General features: G+C 28.3%; 21 protein-coding genes, 2 tRNA genes and 1 pseudogene. 11 read left to right on the plus strand and 13 right to left on the minus strand.

Going from position 1 to position 20,399, the window contains the following annotated elements; all coding sequences use genetic code 11:
• The first annotated feature begins 55 nt into the window (after positions 1–55).
• The gene (locus tag EPJ72_RS01310) at positions 56–400 is read left to right on the plus strand and encodes a DUF779 domain-containing protein (protein WP_147730470.1); all 345 of its coding nucleotides are present in this window, start codon (positions 56–58) and stop codon (positions 398–400) included.
• Positions 401–420: 20 nt separating this feature from the next.
• Here EPJ72_RS01310 and EPJ72_RS01315 read toward each other — a convergent pair whose 3' ends face one another.
• Entirely contained in the window at positions 421–2,019 is a 1,599-nt protein-coding gene (locus EPJ72_RS01315; protein ID WP_147730471.1) for a potassium/proton antiporter, read from the minus strand.
• Positions 2,020–2,068: 49 nt separating this feature from the next.
• Positions 2,069–2,434, minus strand: coding sequence for a methionine-R-sulfoxide reductase (locus EPJ72_RS01320; RefSeq protein WP_147730472.1), 366 nt, complete (start codon positions 2,432–2,434; stop codon positions 2,069–2,071).
• 191 nt (positions 2,435–2,625) lie between these two features.
• Here EPJ72_RS01320 and EPJ72_RS01325 point away from each other — a divergent pair.
• From EPJ72_RS01325 to EPJ72_RS01350, 6 genes are all read left to right on the plus strand, one after another.
• A tRNA-Lys gene (locus EPJ72_RS01325) sits at positions 2,626–2,698 on the plus strand.
• Positions 2,699–2,734: 36 nt separating this feature from the next.
• Positions 2,735–2,808, plus strand: a tRNA-Glu gene (locus EPJ72_RS01330).
• 55 nt (positions 2,809–2,863) lie between these two features.
• Positions 2,864–4,081 (plus strand): LCP family protein, encoded by a 1,218-nt coding sequence (locus EPJ72_RS01335; protein ID WP_147730473.1) that lies wholly within the window; start codon positions 2,864–2,866, stop codon positions 4,079–4,081.
• Positions 4,068–4,457 (plus strand): ribosome silencing factor, encoded by a 390-nt coding sequence (rsfS, locus tag EPJ72_RS01340; RefSeq protein WP_147730474.1) that lies wholly within the window; start codon positions 4,068–4,070, stop codon positions 4,455–4,457. Before EPJ72_RS01335 ends, rsfS begins: the two co-directional genes overlap by 14 nt.
• 36 nt (positions 4,458–4,493) lie before the next feature.
• Entirely contained in the window at positions 4,494–5,234 is a 741-nt protein-coding gene (locus EPJ72_RS01345) for a hypothetical protein (RefSeq protein ID WP_147730475.1), read from the plus strand.
• Between the two features lie 7 nt (positions 5,235–5,241).
• Complete coding sequence (locus EPJ72_RS01350; protein ID WP_147730476.1) at positions 5,242–6,162, plus strand: alpha/beta hydrolase; 921 nt, start codon at positions 5,242–5,244, stop codon at positions 6,160–6,162.
• Positions 6,163–6,188: 26 nt separating this feature from the next.
• Here EPJ72_RS01350 and EPJ72_RS01355 read toward each other — a convergent pair whose 3' ends face one another.
• Positions 6,189–6,647, minus strand: a complete 459-nt coding sequence (locus tag EPJ72_RS01355) for a hypothetical protein (protein WP_147730477.1) — start codon at positions 6,645–6,647, stop codon at positions 6,189–6,191.
• Between the two features lie 224 nt (positions 6,648–6,871).
• Here EPJ72_RS01355 and gap point away from each other — a divergent pair, with 224 nt between their 5' ends.
• Entirely contained in the window at positions 6,872–7,915 is a 1,044-nt protein-coding gene (gene gap, locus EPJ72_RS01360; protein WP_147730478.1) for a type I glyceraldehyde-3-phosphate dehydrogenase, read from the plus strand.
• Positions 7,916–8,025: 110 nt separating this feature from the next.
• The gene (locus EPJ72_RS01365; protein ID WP_147730479.1) at positions 8,026–9,225 is read left to right on the plus strand and encodes a phosphoglycerate kinase; all 1,200 of its coding nucleotides are present in this window, start codon (positions 8,026–8,028) and stop codon (positions 9,223–9,225) included.
• A gap of 78 nt (positions 9,226–9,303) precedes the next feature.
• Here EPJ72_RS01365 and EPJ72_RS01370 read toward each other — a convergent pair whose 3' ends face one another.
• The 8 genes from EPJ72_RS01370 to EPJ72_RS01405 form a co-directional block, all read right to left on the minus strand.
• Complete coding sequence (locus EPJ72_RS01370) at positions 9,304–9,735, minus strand: PTS sugar transporter subunit IIA (protein ID WP_147730480.1); 432 nt, start codon at positions 9,733–9,735, stop codon at positions 9,304–9,306.
• A gap of 3 nt (positions 9,736–9,738) precedes the next feature.
• Positions 9,739–10,698, minus strand: a complete 960-nt coding sequence (locus tag EPJ72_RS01375) for a serine hydrolase domain-containing protein (RefSeq protein WP_147730481.1) — start codon at positions 10,696–10,698, stop codon at positions 9,739–9,741.
• 31 nt (positions 10,699–10,729) lie between these two features.
• Positions 10,730–11,638 (minus strand): N-acetylmuramic acid 6-phosphate etherase, encoded by a 909-nt coding sequence (gene murQ, locus EPJ72_RS01380; protein ID WP_147730482.1) that lies wholly within the window; start codon positions 11,636–11,638, stop codon positions 10,730–10,732.
• A 22-nt stretch (positions 11,639–11,660) separates the two neighbouring features.
• The gene (locus EPJ72_RS01385; protein ID WP_147730483.1) at positions 11,661–12,518 is read right to left on the minus strand and encodes a MurR/RpiR family transcriptional regulator; all 858 of its coding nucleotides are present in this window, start codon (positions 12,516–12,518) and stop codon (positions 11,661–11,663) included.
• A 16-nt stretch (positions 12,519–12,534) separates the two neighbouring features.
• Positions 12,535–13,011 (minus strand): PTS system mannose/fructose/N-acetylgalactosamine-transporter subunit IIB, encoded by a 477-nt coding sequence (locus tag EPJ72_RS01390; protein ID WP_147730484.1) that lies wholly within the window; start codon positions 13,009–13,011, stop codon positions 12,535–12,537.
• Between the two features lie 29 nt (positions 13,012–13,040).
• Positions 13,041–13,868 (minus strand): PTS system mannose/fructose/sorbose family transporter subunit IID, encoded by an 828-nt coding sequence (locus EPJ72_RS01395; RefSeq protein ID WP_147730485.1) that lies wholly within the window; start codon positions 13,866–13,868, stop codon positions 13,041–13,043.
• 31 nt (positions 13,869–13,899) lie between these two features.
• Positions 13,900–14,706: a PTS mannose/fructose/sorbose/N-acetylgalactosamine transporter subunit IIC gene (locus tag EPJ72_RS01400; protein WP_147730486.1), complete on the minus strand. Its 807-nt coding sequence runs from the start codon at positions 14,704–14,706 to the stop codon at positions 13,900–13,902.
• Between the two features lie 480 nt (positions 14,707–15,186).
• Positions 15,187–17,463 (minus strand): heavy metal translocating P-type ATPase, encoded by a 2,277-nt coding sequence (locus tag EPJ72_RS01405; RefSeq protein ID WP_147730487.1) that lies wholly within the window; start codon positions 17,461–17,463, stop codon positions 15,187–15,189.
• Between the two features lie 332 nt (positions 17,464–17,795).
• Here EPJ72_RS01405 and EPJ72_RS01410 point away from each other — a divergent pair, with 332 nt between their 5' ends.
• Entirely contained in the window at positions 17,796–18,296 is a 501-nt protein-coding gene (locus EPJ72_RS01410; RefSeq protein WP_147730488.1) for a chemotaxis protein CheW, read from the plus strand.
• Here EPJ72_RS01410 and EPJ72_RS01415 read toward each other — a convergent pair.
• Positions 18,293–18,874 (minus strand): 5-formyltetrahydrofolate cyclo-ligase, encoded by a 582-nt coding sequence (locus EPJ72_RS01415; RefSeq protein ID WP_147730489.1) that lies wholly within the window; start codon positions 18,872–18,874, stop codon positions 18,293–18,295. The genes EPJ72_RS01410 and EPJ72_RS01415 overlap by 4 nt on opposite strands.
• 14 nt (positions 18,875–18,888) lie before the next feature.
• Entirely contained in the window at positions 18,889–19,632 is a 744-nt protein-coding gene (locus tag EPJ72_RS01420; RefSeq protein ID WP_147730490.1) for a PilZ domain-containing protein, read from the minus strand.
• A gap of 172 nt (positions 19,633–19,804) precedes the next feature.
• On the opposite strand from EPJ72_RS01420, the pseudogene EPJ72_RS01425 reads away from it, so the two are divergent.
• Positions 19,805–20,399 (plus strand): annotated as a pseudogene (locus tag EPJ72_RS01425) (DDE-type integrase/transposase/recombinase); the annotation flags it as partial.

Raw genomic sequence — 20,399 nt, forward strand, 5'->3', positions numbered from 1 at the left:
ATCATAGGGATTGCATTATAAAAATGCAGTCCCTTAATTAAATGGGAGTATATTTATGAATAATAATAAAATTATAGCAGATGATAATGCTATAGAATTAATAAAAGAACTTCAAGAAGAGAATGGAAATATAATATTTCATATATCATGCGGATGCTGTGACGGCACTATGCTTTTATGTGCTGAAGAAAAAGATTTTCAGATTGGGGAAAATGATGTTTTTTTGGGTGTTATAGAAAATGCTAAAATATATACCCATAAAAACAATTACAGCAACTTTGAAAACTCAGAAATTTTTATAAAAGCTCTCAATGGAAATGGAAGCGAATTTTCTTTAGAATATGGAAGCGTCAAAAAATTCGTACTTGAATCCACTTTAAAATGCAGCAATAATATTTAATATTTTTTTAAAACATATTATTAATCATTATTTCTCATAAGTATAGTATCTCTATGTTTTATAATAGTATTTCCACGCGGTATAATAGTGCCGCCGTCTCTTTTTATCATTACTATTAAATTATCCTTTGGCAATTTCAAATCTTTTAATTCTTTATTTTTCCAAGGATGATTCATATTAATATTTATTTCTTTTAATGTTATATCATAATATTTTGTTCTTTTAGCATTAAGTATAATTGTGTCGCCGCTATTTATAACAGTGCTTCCATTTGGAATAATAGTTTCATCACCACGCTCTATTGTTATAATAATTGAATTTTCTGGAAGCTCTATATCTTTAATTTCTCTGCCAACCCAATGATGATTTTTAGTAATGTTAACTTGTATAAGTTCCATATCATCATCATCCACATAATCGTTGAAAGTTTTTAATACATTTTCTTCAGAATCGACAAGGTCAAATTTTTTAGCAATAATAGGAAGCAAAGTACCCTGAAAAGATACAGATATAATCGCTAAGAAAAATACAATATGAAATATATCATAACTAATAGCTTCACCATTTACTATAACAAATATAGCAAAAACGATGGAAGCAGCCCCTCTAAGCCCCGCCCACATAATTAAAAGCTGTTTTTTTAAAGATACCTTAAAAGGAGTTAATATTGCTAACACTGCTATAGGTCTAGATACAAATGTTATAAATAATGCTGCAAATATCGCAGTAGGAGCCACATTAGATATTCTTGAAGGGAAAGAAAGAAGCCCTAACAAGAAAAACAACACCATCTGCATAAGCCCTGTAACACCATCAAAGAAATTAACCAAAGCAACTTTATTTTTAATATTAGTGTTTCCAAGAACTATACCAACCAAATAAACAGCTAAATATCCATTGCCCCCAACTATAGAAGATAATGAATATGAAAGCAAAGCAACAGCAAGCACAAATATAGTATCAAGTCCGCTTACAGGAAACTTAAATTTTCTTAAAACATTATAAGCCATAAAAGATATTAAAGCTGCCACTGCAACAGCAAATACTATCTGAGCAAATACCATATAAACTATTGAAAGAGGACTGTTTAATGTTTTTCCAACAAGCCCCAAAAATATAACCGTAAGCATATAAGACATAGGGTCATTACTTCCGCTTTCAAGCTCTAAAAGAGAAGCAAGCCCATCTTTTAAGTTTAAATTCTTTGAACGAAGTATAGAAAACACAGAAGCAGCATCCGTAGAACCAATAACCGAAGCTATTAAAAAACTCTCAAATAACTCAAACTTTAATACAAAATAGCATAACACCCCCGTAACCATAGAAGTGATAAAAGTACCAACAAATGATAGTAAAAAAGCTTTTTTTGCTACTGGTTTAGCAACTTTCCAATTAGTACCAAAACCACCGTAAAACATTATAAATATTAAGGTTATAGTGCATATCTGCTCTGCCACAACATAATTATCAAACTCTATTTTTAAAATGCCGTCAGAGCCAAATAACATTCCCAAAACTAAAAAAAGCAAAAGCGAAGGCACTCCCACTTTCATAGATATTTTACTAGCTACTATACAAATTATAATTATTAAAGATGATATTAATATATATGTATTCATATTAAAGTATTACAATCCTTATTAATTTTCTTATTATTTATTTTTTTATTTATTTTTCTTTAGGTTTAAATATTAATGAAATAGAGTTTACACAGTGCCTTGTATTTTTATCTGTTAAACGCTCACCCTCAAACACATGCCCCAAATGAGCCCCGCAATTATTACATGTAATTTCTATTCTATAACCGTCTTCATCTAATGATCTTCTAACAGCTCCTTTTATTTCATCATCAAATGAAGGCCAACCGCATTTTGATTTAAACTTATCTTCAGAGCGGTATAATTCAGCCCCGCATTGTTTGCAGCAATAAACGCCCTCCTCAAAAAAATCATTATATTCGCCTGTAAAAGGATATTCAGTACCCTTAAATATTATTACATTTCTTTCTTCTTCTGTTAATTTTCTTAACTCCATAAAAACCTCAATACAATAATAGTATAATAAAAGATTGTATATTAAAACTTTAAATAAAACTATACTTTTATTATTTTTTTATAATTAAAAAAATATTTATAATAAATTTATATAAAAAATATTTTTAATACTTGACAAAAATAAAATAATATAGTAATATAGCGAAACATTAATTGATAAATAAAAGAAACGGGCCAATAGCTCAGTCGGTAGAGCATCGCCCTTTTAAGGCGGTTGTCGAAGGTTCGAACCCTTCTTGGCTCATATAGGTTTTATATTACCTACAATTACATTATATACGCCGGTGTGGTGAAGAGGTTTAACACACAGGATTTTCATTCCTGCATTCGCGGGTTCGAAACCCGTCACCGGTTCATCTGCTTGCCATATCTGTAAATGATATGGTTTTTTTATAGCTATAATATTTTTATGAAAATTAAAAAAAACGATAATAATACTAAAGCACTAAAAACTATAAGCAATGCCAATAAAAAAGCTGTAATTATATTAATATCTTCATTTGCTTTCATTATTATTCTAGTAGCTTTTATCTTATATTATTTTCTATATAGCAAAATAGATTCAGCAATAAAAAATGATGAAGAATTATATTTTTCTATACTATTTATAGATGAAAAAGAGGAGCCTTATGGGGCATATGTGGGAGTATTATCAAGTTTACACAATAGAATCGGTTTAATAGGGCTTCCCAGAAATGCAGCTCTTTGGAAAAACAAAAAAGATGACTCTATACCTCTAAAAGAATTATATAAAGAAGGAGGCGATTCTGCGGTATTTAATGCTATAGAAAACACTGTTAATAAAAAAATAACATATAAAATAACATTAGACAATAACAGCATATCAGACATAATAGATTTGATTGGCGGAGTGAAGATGTATGTAGAAGAGCCTATTCATTATGTAGAAAATAACAGTATTTATAATATTAATTTTGATATTGGAGAATGGATTTTTCAGGGAAATAAAGTAGTATCATATCTACATTATATCACTATGAAGCAATATGAGGATATAGAAACATTATATAGACTTGAAGATGTTATTATTAATTTAATGATTAGTTTTATACAAAGTCCTGAGCTTAAATCTATGATAGTTAGAAAAGATATGAGAAATGCTATATATTCTAAGATAAAAAGCAATTTAAGACCTCCTGATATTAAAGCTATATTAAAAATAATATCAAACAGCAATGAAAAAAGCTTAATAGTACAAAATATTGATGGAAGAGTTGATGATAATGGAATAATTAATCCGTTACTTGGAGGAAGTGCTTTTGTAAAACAGATGGAAGATTTGTCATTATATGTGGGATTAAAAACAGAGAGAAGCGAATTAAATAATGAAGATGTTAGTTTAATAATTTTGAATGGCACTGATGTTTCTGGGCTTGCGGATAGGATAAATATTAGGATGCGTTATAGGGGCTTTGCGGCTGGGGAATATGGAAATTTTCCTGCTAAAGTGTATAATAGCATTATTCTTATAAGAAACGGAGAGATAGAAAAGTCTTTTATGGTTGCTAATGAATGTAGAATTAGCAGAATATATGCCAAAACCGATAGAAGGCTTTTAAATAATGCAGTATTAATTTTGGGGTATGATTACTATGAAATTCAATGATTCAAACAAAACAAAAAAAATGATAGACAGAGAAATGGCTAAAAGCCTAACTCTAAAAGCAGCAAAAGCCTTAGACGATAAAAAACTTGAAGACATAGTAATATTAGATTTAGACGGTGTTACTACCCTTTCAGATTTTTTTATTATAGCAACAGCTTCTTCTGCTCCGCAAATGAAGGCTGGTTCTGATGCTGTTTATAAAGAATTAAAGGAAGAGGGTATTACTCCTTATGCAGAAAATGATAACAATTCTGATTCTTTGTGGTATTTAACGGATTACGGATTTTTGGTGATACATTTGTTTACACAAGAAGGAAGAGAGTATTATGATTTGGATAAATTATGGCATGAAGCTAAAAAAATAGATATGAATTAAATTTTTTAAAAATAAAGTTATTTTATGGAGAGTGTTATGAAAAAAATTGTTATTTTATCTTTTTTATTTTTATTTGCTAAATTATCATTTGCAGAAAGCGGCTGGCAATTTGGTGCTACTATACCTATTGGGGCTAGTTTTAGCTTTTATAATGTTTATTTTTCTCAAGATGCTCCGCAAAGCTACAAAGATGCTTATAAAAAAAATAGCGGTACTGTTGGATTTGATGCGGGTATAAGTTTTCAGGCTGGTTATTTAGTAACTGATGAAGATAAAGGAATAAGTTTATTAGTAGATATAGGTTATTCTCATGACTCTTTTGGACTTAAAAGCTCTTACAAAGACGGAGTTACTCAGCAAGATGTAAATGTAAGAGAGTATTATACTTTTGAAAATATGCAAATTGGCATACTTCCTAAGTTCCATTATAATAATTTTGCTTTAGGACTTGGTATTGGAGTAAAAGTGCCTTTATACCTTACACATTCTGCAGAGTTTTTTAGCGGAAATACAAGCACTAAAACTTTTAGTTATTATGATGCATTAAAAATAGATGATGTAATGAAAAATGCAGTTATGACATATATTAAACTTACTTTTGATTATTCTTTTAACATTAAAGATAATGTTGCATTATTAGTTGGTGCATATGTCGGCACTGATTTTGGGATAGATTTAAGAGGTGCAGAAAAAGTTCTTGTTGAAAGCAGAAACTTAGCTTCTTTGGATATAGGTGCACAAGTGGGAATGAAATTCGGCACTACTATAGGCTATTAAAAATAATATGATATTTATAATAATATTATTACTTTTAGTTATTATTATTATTATTATTATATCAAATTATTATGTGCAGCTAGTTTTAATTAAAGGCAAAAAAAGAGTACTTGAAATCAAAAAAAACAGTAAAGAAGAAACTGAAGAAGAACTATTAGAAAAAGAAAAAAGAAGAGAATGGTTTGAAAAATCTCAAATAGATGTATATACCAAAACTTCTGATAATTTAAAACTGCATGCTCATTTTATAGAGAATAAAAACTCTAATATTTACACCATAATAGTTCACGGATACGAGAGTAAAGGCTCTAATATGAGATATTATGCTGAGAAGTTTTTTAATATGGGGTATAATGCTCTTCTTGTAGATTTGAGAACTCATGGATTAAGCGAGGGTAATTCTTATGGTATGGGTTATTTAGAAAAAGAGGATATTCTCTCTTGGATTAAATACATATTATCAATTAATAGTAATGCTGATATTATTTTATTTGGCATTTCTATGGGAGCAGAGGCTATAATGATTGCTTTAGCTGAAAATCTCCCTTCAAATGTTAAACTTGCTATAGAAGATTCTGGATTTACTAATGCTAATGAACAGCTTGGAAATAGATTAAAAATAAGCTATCATCTGCCCTATTTTCCTTTTATACCCATAATATCATTAATAACAAAATTAAGAATAGGATATTTCTTTTCACAGGCTAATGCTTTAAAATCTGTATCAAAAACAAAAACTCCTATACTATTTATTCACGGCAGTAAAGATGATTTAGTGCCTTTAGAAATGATGGATAGGCTATATAATGCTTGTTCATCAAAAAAGGATAAATTAATTGTAGAAGGTGCTTATCATATAAGTTCTGCAAAACATAATGAAAAATTATATTGGGAAAAAATAAAAGAGTTTACAGCACAGTATTTATAATTTTATTACTAATAGAAAATCATATATTAATTTGTTGCTGTATTAGTCTCTACAATATGGTTTGTATAGAGAGAATATAATCTATACGAAGCTCTATCTGTAGTATATGCCTTATTATTCATCTCAAAAGCGTATAGCTCCCAATTATAATGGTCAAGTATTTTAAATTGAAAAATATATTTATTTGTATCTATTGTACCTATGATATCTACATAACGCATATAATCATCTTCTGCTATAAAATCTTCCCATTCAACAGTATTAAAAGATGATATCAAATCCTCTATTTTTATATCAGGGTACATTGTAAAAGAACTTTTTTTTATTAAGCCTATAGCATCAAATTTTCTGCTTCTAACATCTATATCATTGGTATATACATTATTTGTCATATTAGCAGTATATTGTTTACTTTCATAAACTATATTTTTTTCACAAGATATGATAAAAACAAACAATAATGAAATAATTAATAATTTATTCATTACTTAAAAACCCTACCATTTTTAATATATAATTAAAACAATAAATTTCAATTATATTTTTTTACTAAATAATATAATTTAACTATGTCGGAAAATAAAACAAATAAAATTATGTTAGATAAAATTAAAAATATTAAATTATCCTTGACTTAAATTTTTATTTATGATAGCATAGATTTTATATGTTCGTATATAGAATATTATTTTAATTAAGGAGTAATTTTATGGCTGTAAAAGTAGCAATAAATGGTTTTGGACGTATCGGTCGTCTAGTTTTTCAGGCATTAGTAGAACGCGGTTTATTAGGAAAAGAAATAGATGTAGTAGGTGTTGTTGATGTTAGTACTGATGCTAAATATTTTGCTTATCAATTAAAATATGACTCTGTTCATGGCAGAATGAAAGCTGACATTACAACAGAAGGTGAAGATGTATTAGTAGTTAACGGCAACAAAATTAAATGTATCGGTGCTACTAAAGAATTAAAAGACCTTCCTTGGAAAGATTTAGGTGTTGAATATGTAATAGAATCTACTGGTCTTTTCACTGACAAAGAAAAAGCTGAAGGTCATATAGCTGCAGGTGCTAAAAAAGTTATCATTTCAGCTCCTGGTAAAGGTGATTTAAGAACTTTCGTTTATGGTGTTAACCATGAAGAATATGACCCTTCTAAACATCATGTAGTATCAAATGCTTCTTGTACTACTAACTGTTTAGCTCCGCTAGTACATGTACTTCTTAAAGAAGGTATCGGTATAGAAACAGGTCTTATGACTACTATTCACTCTTATACTGCTACTCAAAAAACAGTAGATGGTCCTTCTAAAAAAGACTGGAGAGGCGGACGTGCTGCTGCTGTAAACACAATACCATCTACTACTGGTGCTGCTAAAGCTGTTGGTGAAGTTTTACCAGTTACTAAAGGTAAATTAACAGGTATGAGTTTCAGAGTTGCTACTCCTGACGTATCTGTTGTAGACTTAACTTTCAGAAGTGAAAAAGATACTTCTATTGAAGAAATCGATGCTTTAATGAAAAAAGCTTCTGAATCTTATATGAAAAATGTTTTAGGTTTCTGCAATGAAGAATTAGTATCTAGCGACTTCATACATGATAACAGAAGCTCTATTTACGATTCTTTAGCTACAGTTCAAAACAACTTAAAAGGTGAGAAAAGATTCTTCAAAATCGTTTCTTGGTATGATAATGAATGGGGTTATTCTAACAGAGTAATTGATTTATTATTATATATGTATGGCAAAAAATAATAATAAGTTATAATAATTAATTTATTAGGCTATAATAAGGGTGCATAATATTATAAATTATAGCACCCTTTAAATTTTTAATAAGTATAAAAAATTTAAAGGATATAAAAATGAAAAAATCAGTAAAAGATATAGACATTAAAGGTAAAAAAGTCATAATGAGAGTTGATTTCAATGTACCTCTTGATAAAGAAACAAGCTCTAAAATTACAGATACTACAAGAGTAGATGCTGCTATGCCTACTATAGAATACATTCTCTCTCAGGGTGCTTCTCTCATACTTATGAGCCATTTAGGAAGACCAAAAGGTGAAGCTAATCCTAAATATTCTTTGAAACCTGTTTATGATTATTTGAAAACTAAACTTCCTAACAATAAAGTTATTTTTGCTAATGATTGTATAGGTGAAGAAGTAAAAAAACTTGCTGCTGAATTAAAGTCAGGAGACGTACTTTTACTTGAAAACTTAAGATATCATGCTGAAGAAGAGAAAAATGATGCAGCATTCTCTAAACAATTAGCTGATTTAGCTGATGTTTATGTTAATGATGCTTTCGGTACTGCTCACAGAGCACATGCTTCTACTGCTGGAATAGTATCTGCTAAAGCTGGAATGCCTGCTGTTGCTGGTTTCTTGATGGAGAAAGAGATACAATATTTAGGAGATGCTGTTGCTAACCCTGCTCGTCCTTTTGTTGCTATAATCGGCGGAGCTAAAGTTTCTTCTAAAATATCTGTACTTAAAAACTTGCTTAACAAAGTTGATACTTTAATTGTTGTAGGCGGTATGGCTTATACTTTCTTTAAGGCTAAAGGATTAGAAATAGGTACTTCTTTATGTGAAGATGATTATATTGCTACTGCTAAAGAGATTATGGATAAAGCTAAAGAATTAAATAAAACTTTATATTTACCTGTTGACAATGTTATAGCTGACAAATTTGATAATGATGCTGCTATAAAAGTTGTAGATTCTAATGCTATACCTGCTGGTTGGATGGGTATGGATGTTGGTCCTAAAACTTTAACAGAAATTGAAAACATACTAAAAAATGCTAAAACTGTTGTTTGGAATGGACCATTAGGTGTATTTGAAATGGCTAATTTTGCTAAGGGTACTTTCGAGGTAGCTAAATTTATTGCTAATTCTGGTGCTGTAAGCATTATCGGAGGCGGAGACAGTGTATCTGCTGTTAATAAATCTGGTGTTGCTGACAAGATGACTCACGTATCTACAGGTGGTGGTGCTTCTTTAGAGTTCCTTGAAGGAATAGAATTACCTGGTATAGCTGTATTACAAGATAAGTAATATATTTATTTAGTTTTCAATAAACAAAAAGCCTTTGGTAGTTTTTAGCTATCAAAGGCTTTTTTATTATTAATATAATTAATCTAAATCTATATCATCATCATCTTCTTCATTTAAAGATGGTTCTAAAATTGCATCTTTACCTGTACTAATTATATCATTTACTAATTCATTAATATCTTCTTTATCAGAAGAAAAATATTCTAATAACATAGCAAAATTCATTCCTGCTATTAATCTTATATTAAAATTATCTTTTTCTTTTTTTGAAAATATATTTCCTATATTAAAAGGAGTTCCGCCGTATAAATCCGCTAATATTATAATATCTTTTACATCATTCATTTCATTCAAACAGCTTTGTAATTTTTTAGAAGTTCCTTCAAATCCGTCATCAGCAGTCATACATACTGTATGATATCCTGAAACTTCTCCTAATATCATTTTGGCAGATTCCATTATTTCATGAGCAAAATTACCATGACTCATAAGTATTAAACTAGGTTTCATTTATTACTCCATAAATATTTTATTAATTTCTTCTCTTAATTCTAAATAAGTATTATTATCTCTATTTGGATGAATTCTGTTTGTAAGAATTATCATAGCCTCTTTAGAGTTTAAATTTATTAATATAGAAGTTCCTGTAAAACCTGTATGATATAAAGTATATTTTCCATATCTTTTATCCCAACCTAAAGTTCTCTCTCCAAAATTAATATCTATTAATTTTTTTATTGAATTATGAGATAAAATTTTTTCATCATCATTTGATATAGAACAAACAAAAATATTTAAATCTTCAAGCGTAGAAAATAACCCCGCACTTCCTATCTCTCCTAAAGCATAAGATTTAGAATCATGAACCTCTCCGCAAATTATTCCTCTCTTATCTGTAATTTCAGTTGGTATGCAGCAATCTTTATTTAAAGGATGATATGAAGTATTATTCATATTAGCAGAATTAAAAATATAATCTTTAAATGATTTATCTAAATTTGAATTTGTAATATTTTCTATTATAAATCCAAGTATAATAAAACCTATATCAGAATATATTGTTTTATGATAGTTTTCTTTATTTATAATAGTGCTATCAAATATTTTATTTTTATCTATATTAGTTTTATTATCTAAATCTGCTTTAACTCCTGAATTATGAAGCAGAAGTTCTTCTATAGTAATATTTTCATCTTTAAAATTACTGCAAAATTTGACAGCTTTATCATCTAAATTGATTTTACCAAAATCTAATAATTTGAGCATCATTGAAGTAGTACCTATCACTTTTGTAAGAGAAGCTAAATCATAAATACTGTTATTATCAACTCTCTTTAAATTATTAGTTCCATAAATACCTATATAATTATTTTTAACATCATTATCTTTAATAAAACTATATGAAACATTATATATAATGTTGTTTTCTATAGCTTTATTTAATATAGATGATATAGTATCAAATTTATTCACAGTAATTTCCTTAAGTATAAATTATAATTTTTTAGGCACTTTTAGCTTTTTCTATAGCTATTCTTACCATATTATTAGATTCTTTTAAAAGTTTCTGAGCTTTATCCTTATCTATGGAAGCCTTATTCATTATAATTGATACAGCAACAGATTTTCCTGATTCTTCAAATAATTTAGAAGATTTTTCTATATCAACTCCTGTTATTGAAGATATCATTCTTATAGCTCTAGTTTCCAACTTTTTATTTGTAGGAAGCACATTAACCATATAGTTTCCATATACCATTCCTGATTTTATCATAACCCCTGTTGAAATACTGTTTACAACCATCTTAGCAGCTGTTCCTGATTTCATTCTAGTAGAACCTGATATTACTTCAGCCCCCACTATAGGAGTAATTACTATATCAGCAGATTTTTCAACATTTTCATTTCTGTTTGATGATATCATCACAGTTAATGCCCCTATTTCTTTTGCATAATCCAATCCTCCTAATACATAAGGAGTTCTTCCGCTTGCAGCTATACCTACAACACAATCCAAATTAGAAAGTTTGCAATTTACTAAATCTTCTCTTCCTAATTCTCTTGAATCTTCCGCACCTTCTACAGCTCTATACATAGCTTCTTTGCCTCCTGCTATTAGTCCGAAAGCTCTTTCAGGTGAAACATTATATGTAGGAGTAAGCTCTACTGCATCTAAAGTACCCATTCTTCCAGATGAACCAGCACCTATATATATCAATCTCCCACCTTTTATATATCTTTTTGCTATTTCATCTATAGCTTTTGCAATATTTTCACTTTCTTTTCCTACAGCATCAGCAACTTTAGAATCTTCTGTATTAATTATTTTAACCATTTCTATAGTACTTAAAGCATCTATATTCTTGGAATTTTCATTTACAGATTCTGTTACAAGATTATCTAAATTTTCCATAATTTTATAACTCCATATATCTTTATTCTTCATCATCTAATTTTAATTCTCTAGTCAGAATGCTAGTCTTTATAAGATTTTCTTTTATATTTTCAAAATCTTTTTGTATAGCTCCGAAATATAAAAGATCACTCACGATAAGAGATGAATACTTAGAAGTAATAGCTCCAATTCTAGTAAGTTCTTCATTATTAGGTACCGTAATTAGAACATCAGCCATTTTAGAGAGATAATTCGTTTTTTTTCTTGTTACAGCTATTATCGAAGCATTTTTTGAAGAAGCTATTTTTACAGGATAAATTACTTCATTGCTTCTTCCGCTATATGAAAAAGCTATAACTACATCTTCTTCTGTAAGATAATTAAAAAACTCAGCATTTAAATGGGCATCTTCATAAAAGAAAGCATTAAAATTTGCTCTCTTAAGTTTATGAAATAAATCATAAGCAGATAAAGAAGAAGCACCTATACCAAGCATATATATATTTCTTGCTTTTCTTATTAATTTAAAAGCCCTCTCCAAAGCATCTTTATCTAGCTGATAGAAAAAATCTTCATTAGATGATTTAATCAAAAGCATAATTTTATCGCATAATTCTTCTACATTATCATCAGCTGATATTATAGTATTAATATTATATTTATTATCATCATCGCTATTTTTACTTGCTATTGATATTTTAAGCTCATCTAATCCCTTAAATCCAATATCCTTTGCAAATCTTACCACAGAAGCTGAAGATACCCCGCAATTTTTTGAAATATCCAAAGCAGTTAATTTAATAACCTCTTTGGGATTGGACAAGATATAATTAGATATTTTCTTGTATGCTTTACTAAAATCTTCGTATTTATCTCTTATTACTAAATATGCATTCATTTAATTACTCTGCTCATTATTTTAAATATGCTTCTATAGATTGATCAGATTCATTAGGAAGCATTTGAGCTGTTATATTTATACCATCAGCTATCATACTTTTTATTAATGCAATATCATCTTCTGTAAGATTCACAGATTTCTTTATTTGCACAGAACCTTCCTTTTTTGCTACATTACCAATATTAACTGTTTTTATAGGTACTCCATTTTTTATTATCTCATTCATATCTTCTATATTTTTAGTTATTAAAAATATTTTATCTTCATCATAAGTTCCTTCTTTGAACTTTTCTGCTGCTTTAGCTTTTGATAATATTGATAATTTTACTCCAGCAGGCTTTGATATTTTTAAAGCAGCTATTATAGTTTCATCTTTTACAGCCTGATCATTAACCACAGCTATTCTTGTAGCTCCTACAGTATTTGTCCATACCATAGCAACCTGTCCATGTATTAATCTTTCATCTACTCTAGCATTTACTATACTCATATTATTGCCTCCTTATATGTATTTTTAAATTATTTACTGAATAAACTAATAATAAAGTCAAGCATTCCTTGAGAATTACCCAATACCATTCCTATTGCTATTATTACTATAATCAAATGTGTAGAGTTAAATTTTTTCTTACCTAACAACCAATATGAAAATAATACTACAACAAGAGGTATCAAAGAAGGCATTATTTTATCAAGCATTGACTGTATATCTAAAGAAACTTCTCCTAAATTAAAAGTAAGATTTAATTTATAAGTTATAACAGATGCTATTAATCCACCTACAACTGTTAATCCTAAAATTGCAGCTCCTTCTGTTATAGGTGCTATAGAATTGGCAAAACCTACGGCTAATTTCTTACTTTCATTATATCCCACATAAGTAAATTTATATCTTACGAAAAGTACGGCTAAACATGCCAATACAGGAACTATTAATCCTACAGCATTACCATCTAATGCTATATAAGAAGCAATAGAGAACACTATAGCTCTGTATATTGCAATAAATAAAGTATCACCTACACCAGCAAAAGGTCCCATTAATCCAGTTTTTAAACTAGATACAGCCTCTTCAGATTTTTCACCTAAACTCTCTTCCAAAGCCATATCAGCACCTATTATAAGATGAGACATTGCTGGAGTAGTATTAAAATATCCTAATTGCATTTTTAAAGCTTTTTTCATTCCTTCAGGATTATTTTTATATATTCTTTTTAAAGCAGGCATTATTACCCAAGCATATCCTAACCCCTGCATTTTCTCATAATTCCAACCCCATTGAAATCCGAATAAATTTCTAACATATACTTTATTAATATCACTTTTAGTTAATTTATTATTTTCCATTTATTAACTCCTATATAATTAAAATAAATTATTATCCATCTATTTCTATTTCATCATCATCAGAAACAGAAGTTCCAGCAGTTTCTTTTACAGTTCCTTTCTCCATTGTTCTGTAATAATTAAGAGAGGCAAAAGCAAATCCTAATAAAGCTACAGCTAATACACTCATGTTTCCACCGCTGAATGCTATAGCAACAAATCCTATGATAAAATAATAAAAATATTTTTTAAGTGGTAAATATCTCATAAGTATAGCAATACCCATTGCAGGAAGTAAAGCCCCAGCTGCTTTTAATCCGTTCATAAACCAGTCTGGTATGAAATTATTGATAGTTTGTATCACTGTTTCTCCAAAAAACAATCCTATAAATACGGGTATAACCCTTGATAATACCCATGGCAAAGTACCAAGTACATTGCACATCTCTACGCCTTTATAATTACCTTCCTCGGCATATCTATCTGCTTTATGCTGGAATATTACATTTGTCATTCTTCCTAAAATATCTAACTGTGTTAATAAAAGCCCTATAGGAACCGCTATAGCAATTCCATATTCAGCACCCATTTGAGATAATATAGCATAAGAAGTACCTATTATTGCCCCAGATAAATAATCAGGAACTGTAGCTCCTCCATAAGTGGCTACACCTAATGTAGCTAATTGCAAAGTTGCACCTATAAATAGACCAGATTTTATATCTCCCAATAAAAAACCTGTAAAAGTGGCAGCAAATAATGGTGTATATACCCCAATTTGTATGGAAATTTGATCTAATACGCCTATGACTGTGTATACACATAGTATTAGAATTACTATAGAAGATAATTCTTGCATAAAACATACTCCTAAAAATATTTTTTTGTAATTTTATTACATTTATTATTTTTATTTTATTTTAAAATGTAATTTCATTACATTTTAATAGTATATATAAAAAATTTGCTATTGCAAGTTTTTTTATAAAAAATTCTCAAGTTATTAGTATAATTTTTATAATTTATTATATATTCCCCCACCTTTTATATTTTATGTTTAATTTTAAATTATTATTTTAATTTATTTTACTGCCAAATAAAAAATTATAGTCCCACACAAGTATTAATCAAATTTACACATCAATTAACGCACGATAAATAAAATTTTGTTTTTTTATAAAATTTAAATAGTAATTTATTATTATTTGTTAGCTTCACACTGCGTGCGTTAAAAGATATAAAAAATATAAAAAAATAATATATGTAAATTAAAATTAATTCTAATTTACATAGATTTTGGAGTAAAGTATGAATAAAAAAACTAAGTAGTTATTAAAAGTTATTTGCTAGGTTTAAAAAAGTTTAATCTTAAAGCATTAGTAACAACAGAAACAGAACTTAAACTCATAGCAAGAGCAGCAAATATAGGATTGAGAAGTAAATCCTTACCCATAATAGCAGTCAAAAATCCTCCCATAGAAGAAGCTATTAAAGGCTCTCTAAATACATGCAAAACTCCTGCCGCAATTGGTATGCCTATTACATTATAGCAAAAAGCCCAAAACAAGTTCTGTTTTATATCTCTCATAGTAGCTTTGCTTAATTCTATGGCAGTAACAACATCATTAGTGTTTGATTTTACTAATACTATATCAGCACTTTCAATAGCAACATCAGTACCGCTCCCAATGGCAATACCAACATTAGCTTGAGTTAAAGCAGGGGCATCATTTATACCATCGCCTACCATAGCAACAGTAAAACCTTCATCTTGAAGTTTTTTCACTTCATTAGATTTTTCTTCAGGCAGTACCTCAGCAAATACAATATCAATACCCGCTTCTTTTGCAACTGAGTTAGCTGTGTTTTTATTGTCACCTGTAATCATTGCAGTTTTTATTCCAAGTTTATGAAGTCTATTTATTGCTTCTATGCTTTCTTTTTTTAATTTATCAGCAACTGCTATTATTCCTAAAAGTTTATTATCGTATACAACATACATAGGAGTCTTACCTTCTTTTGAAAGTTTATCCATATCAGAATTATAATTTTCTATATTGATATTTTCTTTATTCATTAGTTTGTCATTGCCCATTAAAACTTTTTTATTATCAATATATGTTTCTATACCAAAACCTGCTATTGCTTTGAAATTTTCTATATTTAGAAGTTTAATATTTTTTTCTTTAGCCTCTCTTACTATAGCTTCACCTAATGGGTGCTCACTTCCATTTTCAGCACTTGCTGCTATTAAAAGAAGTTTATCTTTATCATCAGAAATAATATCTGTAACATAAGGCTTGCCCTCAGTAAGAGTTCCTGTTTTGTCAAACATTACAGCATTTATTTTTTGAGAAATCTCTAAAGCCTCAGCATTTTTAAAAAGTATTCCAAGCTCAGCACCTTTTCCAGTACCAACCATTATTGCAGTAGGTGTAGCAAGCCCTAAAGCACAAGGACAAGCTATAACAAGCACAGATACAAATACTGTTAAAGAAAATACAAAATTATGAAGAGCTATAAACCAAATTATACCAGATATCAAAGCTATAGTTATTACAGCAGGCACAAAGTATGAAGAAACCACATCGGCAATATGTGCTATTGGAGCTTTTGAACCCTGAGCATCTTCTACAAGTTTTATAATTTGTGCTAATGCAGTGTCAGCTCCTACTTTTTGAGCTTTAAATTTGAAACTTCCTGTTTTATTTATAGAAGCCCCAACTACTTTATCTCCTACGCTCTTTTCAACAGGTATACTCTCCCCTGTAAGCATTGATTCATCAACACTGCTGTATCCTTCTATAATTTCTCCGTCAACAGGAATCTTCTCTCCCGGACGAACTAATACTATATCATCAACTTTTACATCTGAAATCTTTATCTCTTTTTCTTCACCGTCTTTTATTATAGTTGCAGTTTTAGGCTGAAGTCCCATAAGTTTCTTTATAGCCTCTCCTGTTTTTCCTTTGCTTCTAGCCTCTAAATATTTTCCAAACTGTACTAATGTTATTATAACTGCAGCTGACTCATAATAGAGATTATCTCCATGAGGATTAAGTCCCATAAATGATAAAACAGTAGAATAAATACTATAACTAAATGCCGCTGTTGTTCCTATTGCCACAAGTGAATCCATATTAGGACTTCCTCTAAAAAGTGCAGGAAAACCTAATGTATAAAATTTATAGCCTGATATCATAACAGGTACACATAAAAATATTGCTACTATAGAAAAAATTTGCGGATTTAAATGATGCACTAAAAAACTAGGTATTGGAAACTTAACAAAACTTACCATAGGTGCCATTGATATATAAAATAAAGGTATGGAAAATATTGCTGATACTATGAGTCTTATTTTCTGCTCTTTTATTTCTCTTGCTTTTACTAAGGCAGGGTCTTCTTCTTTACCCAAAACTTGATACCCCGCCTTTACAACAACATTAACTATATCATCATATTTAAGCTTTTTTTCATCATAGTTAAATACAGCTTTTTCTGTAGCTATATTAACATTAGCCTCTTCAATACCTTCTGTTTTTTTCAAAGCTCTCTCTACTGCTCTTGAACATGCCGCACAGTGCATGCCTCCTATTTTTAAAGTCATTTTCATATATATAAACCCCTGTATAAAAAGTATTTTACTATTTTTTATAAAATGTTACAATAGTCTAACAATGTTATTATAATATATTTTCAATAAAATTCAAGTAGGGGGTATAGGTATACTAAAGAAAATTGATTTGAATTTATTTTTTATAGCAAATAATATGTTTCCAAACTAAAAAGATTTAAATTACTAAAATATGTCAATGTATATATTCATTGACTTTTTAATAAAAACATAATAAAATACGTTACTAATAATAAAAACAATATTTATTAATTTTGCAAATATATTTCCGATAATCTAATAACTGCAAAAATTATATGGAGGCATTATATATGGCTGAAATAGAGCAACAACCTATTGAAAATAAGGTTGATGTAGAAAATAGTATTAACCTAGTTACTTTTAAATTAGGAAACAATGAATATGCTATAGACATTATGCAGGCTAAAGAAATTATTAAAATGGAAAAAATTACGCTCATACCTAATGCTCCAGATTATGTTGAAGGCGTTATTAATCTTAGAGGAAATATTATTCCAATAGTTGATCTTAAAAAAAGATTTAATTTAGAAGAAAATGACGGTGAAAAAAATACAGGTATCATTATTGTAAAAATAGATGATGTAGATATGGGTATTATTATAGATGCTATTTCTAAAGTAGTATCCATTGTCACTTCTAATATACAGCCACCTCCACCTATGTTATCTGGAATAGGTCAAAAATATATTAAAGGTGTTGCTAAATTAGAAGATAAATTATTAGTTGTTCTTGACTTAGAAAAATTGATAGTCGGCGATGATGACGATATAGAAGAAAATATAGAAAATTAAAATATTGCTGTTATTACTTTATTTTCACTTATTATAATATCTAATATTTCATCATTATCATCTTTAGGTAGTATTGGAAGTATCTGATAATCATATGAAATCCCTATTCTTAAAGCATTTTTATTTTCTTTTAGAATATTATCATAATAACCTCTTCCAAAGCCTATTCTATTGCAATGTTCATCAAAACCTAAAGCTGGTATTATAAACATTGTTATATTTTCTACATTACAATCTTTGCAATGTTCAAATGGTTCACCATTACCAAACTTAGTATTAAAATTAATATCCTTGTCATAATCTTCTATATATTTTAATATCATATTATGATCATCTATTATATATGGAGCAGATACTTTAATGTTTTTATTTAAAAGTTTCTCTATGATATTTTTTGTAGGAACTTCATTAGCAAAATCTATATATAAACAAACTTCTCTAAATTTATTTATGTCTACTATATTAAAGAATTTATTAGTAATTATACTAGCCCTACTCTCTATAAAATTACTATCTAACTTACTTCGTATAAGTTTTAATGATTTTCTTAAAATTTGTTTCTCTTCTTTTGTATGCACTTTAATTTTAATTATTATGATGAGAAATTTTCATCTTCATATTCTATCAATATTTCTTGTAATAACTTATCTCTTATAATCTGATCAATAATCTTTTGAGAAGCCACACCTATATCAATAAATTGCACCGCAAAACCTTTAGGAAAATTAGGTCTTTCTGAGCCATTATTTATAAAAACAACTTTAGCTTCTGTAAATAATTTAAAATCTCTAAAAGAAATAGTAAGCCCAAGCATCTCACCCTTGTTTGGAATATTAATATCAGAGCGAATATAAGCACCATTACCGCTAATAGATAATATATTTCTTTCCATAGTGCCACGCATTTTATCTTTATAAGCTATTATAACATTCAAAGGCCAATTTACTCTTGAATATTGTCTTCTCTGAGAACTTTCATTATTATTAACATACTGTAAAAGCATATTATTGATATAACTCATATCAGATTTCTTATTAAATATTATAGCATAAGGATATTTATCATTATTAAAATCATCTTCTGCTTCTATAATAACTAATTTTATTTGCGGATTTATATCTTTTATTTTATCAGCAAAAAAACTAATACTATTTTCATCTTTTTCATTATATCTAATCATATAAAAATAAACGTCTATATTATTTTTTATAATAAATGACATAGATGAATGAGTGTCTTTAAAAGTAGTTATATCAAAAGATGCTGAAAGTCCATTTTTATATTTTCCTATAATATTAGAGTCATTTTCTATTAATACGGCCTTTACTTTATCCATTAATTTCTCCTTATATATAACTGCATTAACTATAACATATTTAAATATTTATACAATACTATTATAGTAAAATATTGTTTAGGAGTATGAGATATTGGACATTTTTTAGTATAAAAAAAGCAGTATACTTGTTATAATATTTTGATATAGAAAATAAATAAAGGATACTACTATGAAAAAAGATTATAGCACAGAATTTAAATTATTTATAGTGGATGAAGCATTAGAAACTAAAAATATTAAAAGATTTTTAAAGATAGAAGAAATACCCAAATCTACTTTTTATGCTTGGCTTAAGAAATATAAAGACACTGGAACTGTCGCTAATTTTAGCACTAAACCAAAAACTTCTCCAAATATCTTTAATAATCAAGAAGCTATTAATTTAATTATTGAACTCTATACTAAAGAATATCGAGGTAAGCATTATATTAAAGCATATTTAAATCGTGAAGGCATTAAGATAGGTGTTACAGCTATAGAGAATGTACTAAAAAGAAATAATCTTTGGAGATATAAAACAAAAAAGAAAAAGAAGCGATATGATAAGCGTAAATTTGTCTCTAAAATACAAAAAGAAGGCAAAATAGTTCAAATAGACACTAAATATATCAAATTAGGCAGAAAAACAGTTTATCAATTTACTGCTGTAGATTTAGCTACTCGTTATAGTTGGAGGCAAATCTATGAGGATAAAACACCTTCTAGTGCTTTATCTTTCTTAAAATATGTCTTAAAAACTTCACCTTTTAGGATACAAGCTATAC

Source organism: Brachyspira pilosicoli (assembly GCF_008016535.1).
Taxonomy (GTDB): Bacteria; Spirochaetota; Brachyspiria; order Brachyspirales; family Brachyspiraceae; genus Brachyspira; species Brachyspira pilosicoli_A.

What these genes read in the sequence shown, in the direction of transcription:
- EPJ72_RS01310 (WP_147730470.1), top strand. Translation starts at nt 56, where the DNA reads ATGAATAATAATAAAATTATAGCAGATGATAATGCTATAGAATTAATA.
- EPJ72_RS01315 (WP_147730471.1), bottom strand. Translation starts at nt 2,019, where the DNA reads ATGAATACATATATATTAATATCATCTTTAATAATTATAATTTGTATA.
- EPJ72_RS01320 (WP_147730472.1), bottom strand. Translation starts at nt 2,434, where the DNA reads ATGGAGTTAAGAAAATTAACAGAAGAAGAAAGAAATGTAATAATATTT.
- EPJ72_RS01335 (WP_147730473.1), top strand. Translation starts at nt 2,864, where the DNA reads ATGAAAATTAAAAAAAACGATAATAATACTAAAGCACTAAAAACTATA.
- rsfS (WP_147730474.1), top strand. Translation starts at nt 4,068, where the DNA reads ATGAAATTCAATGATTCAAACAAAACAAAAAAAATGATAGACAGAGAA.
- EPJ72_RS01345 (WP_147730475.1), top strand. Translation starts at nt 4,494, where the DNA reads ATGAAAAAAATTGTTATTTTATCTTTTTTATTTTTATTTGCTAAATTA.
- EPJ72_RS01350 (WP_147730476.1), top strand. Translation starts at nt 5,242, where the DNA reads ATGATATTTATAATAATATTATTACTTTTAGTTATTATTATTATTATT.
- EPJ72_RS01355 (WP_147730477.1), bottom strand. Translation starts at nt 6,647, where the DNA reads ATGAATAAATTATTAATTATTTCATTATTGTTTGTTTTTATCATATCT.
- gap (WP_147730478.1), top strand. Translation starts at nt 6,872, where the DNA reads ATGGCTGTAAAAGTAGCAATAAATGGTTTTGGACGTATCGGTCGTCTA.
- EPJ72_RS01365 (WP_147730479.1), top strand. Translation starts at nt 8,026, where the DNA reads ATGAAAAAATCAGTAAAAGATATAGACATTAAAGGTAAAAAAGTCATA.
- EPJ72_RS01370 (WP_147730480.1), bottom strand. Translation starts at nt 9,735, where the DNA reads ATGAAACCTAGTTTAATACTTATGAGTCATGGTAATTTTGCTCATGAA.
- murQ (WP_147730482.1), bottom strand. Translation starts at nt 11,638, where the DNA reads ATGGAAAATTTAGATAATCTTGTAACAGAATCTGTAAATGAAAATTCC.
- EPJ72_RS01385 (WP_147730483.1), bottom strand. Translation starts at nt 12,518, where the DNA reads ATGAATGCATATTTAGTAATAAGAGATAAATACGAAGATTTTAGTAAA.
- EPJ72_RS01390 (WP_147730484.1), bottom strand. Translation starts at nt 13,011, where the DNA reads ATGAGTATAGTAAATGCTAGAGTAGATGAAAGATTAATACATGGACAG.
- EPJ72_RS01395 (WP_147730485.1), bottom strand. Translation starts at nt 13,868, where the DNA reads ATGGAAAATAATAAATTAACTAAAAGTGATATTAATAAAGTATATGTT.
- EPJ72_RS01400 (WP_147730486.1), bottom strand. Translation starts at nt 14,706, where the DNA reads ATGCAAGAATTATCTTCTATAGTAATTCTAATACTATGTGTATACACA.
- EPJ72_RS01405 (WP_147730487.1), bottom strand. Translation starts at nt 17,463, where the DNA reads ATGAAAATGACTTTAAAAATAGGAGGCATGCACTGTGCGGCATGTTCA.
- EPJ72_RS01410 (WP_147730488.1), top strand. Translation starts at nt 17,796, where the DNA reads ATGGCTGAAATAGAGCAACAACCTATTGAAAATAAGGTTGATGTAGAA.
- EPJ72_RS01420 (WP_147730490.1), bottom strand. Translation starts at nt 19,632, where the DNA reads ATGGATAAAGTAAAGGCCGTATTAATAGAAAATGACTCTAATATTATA.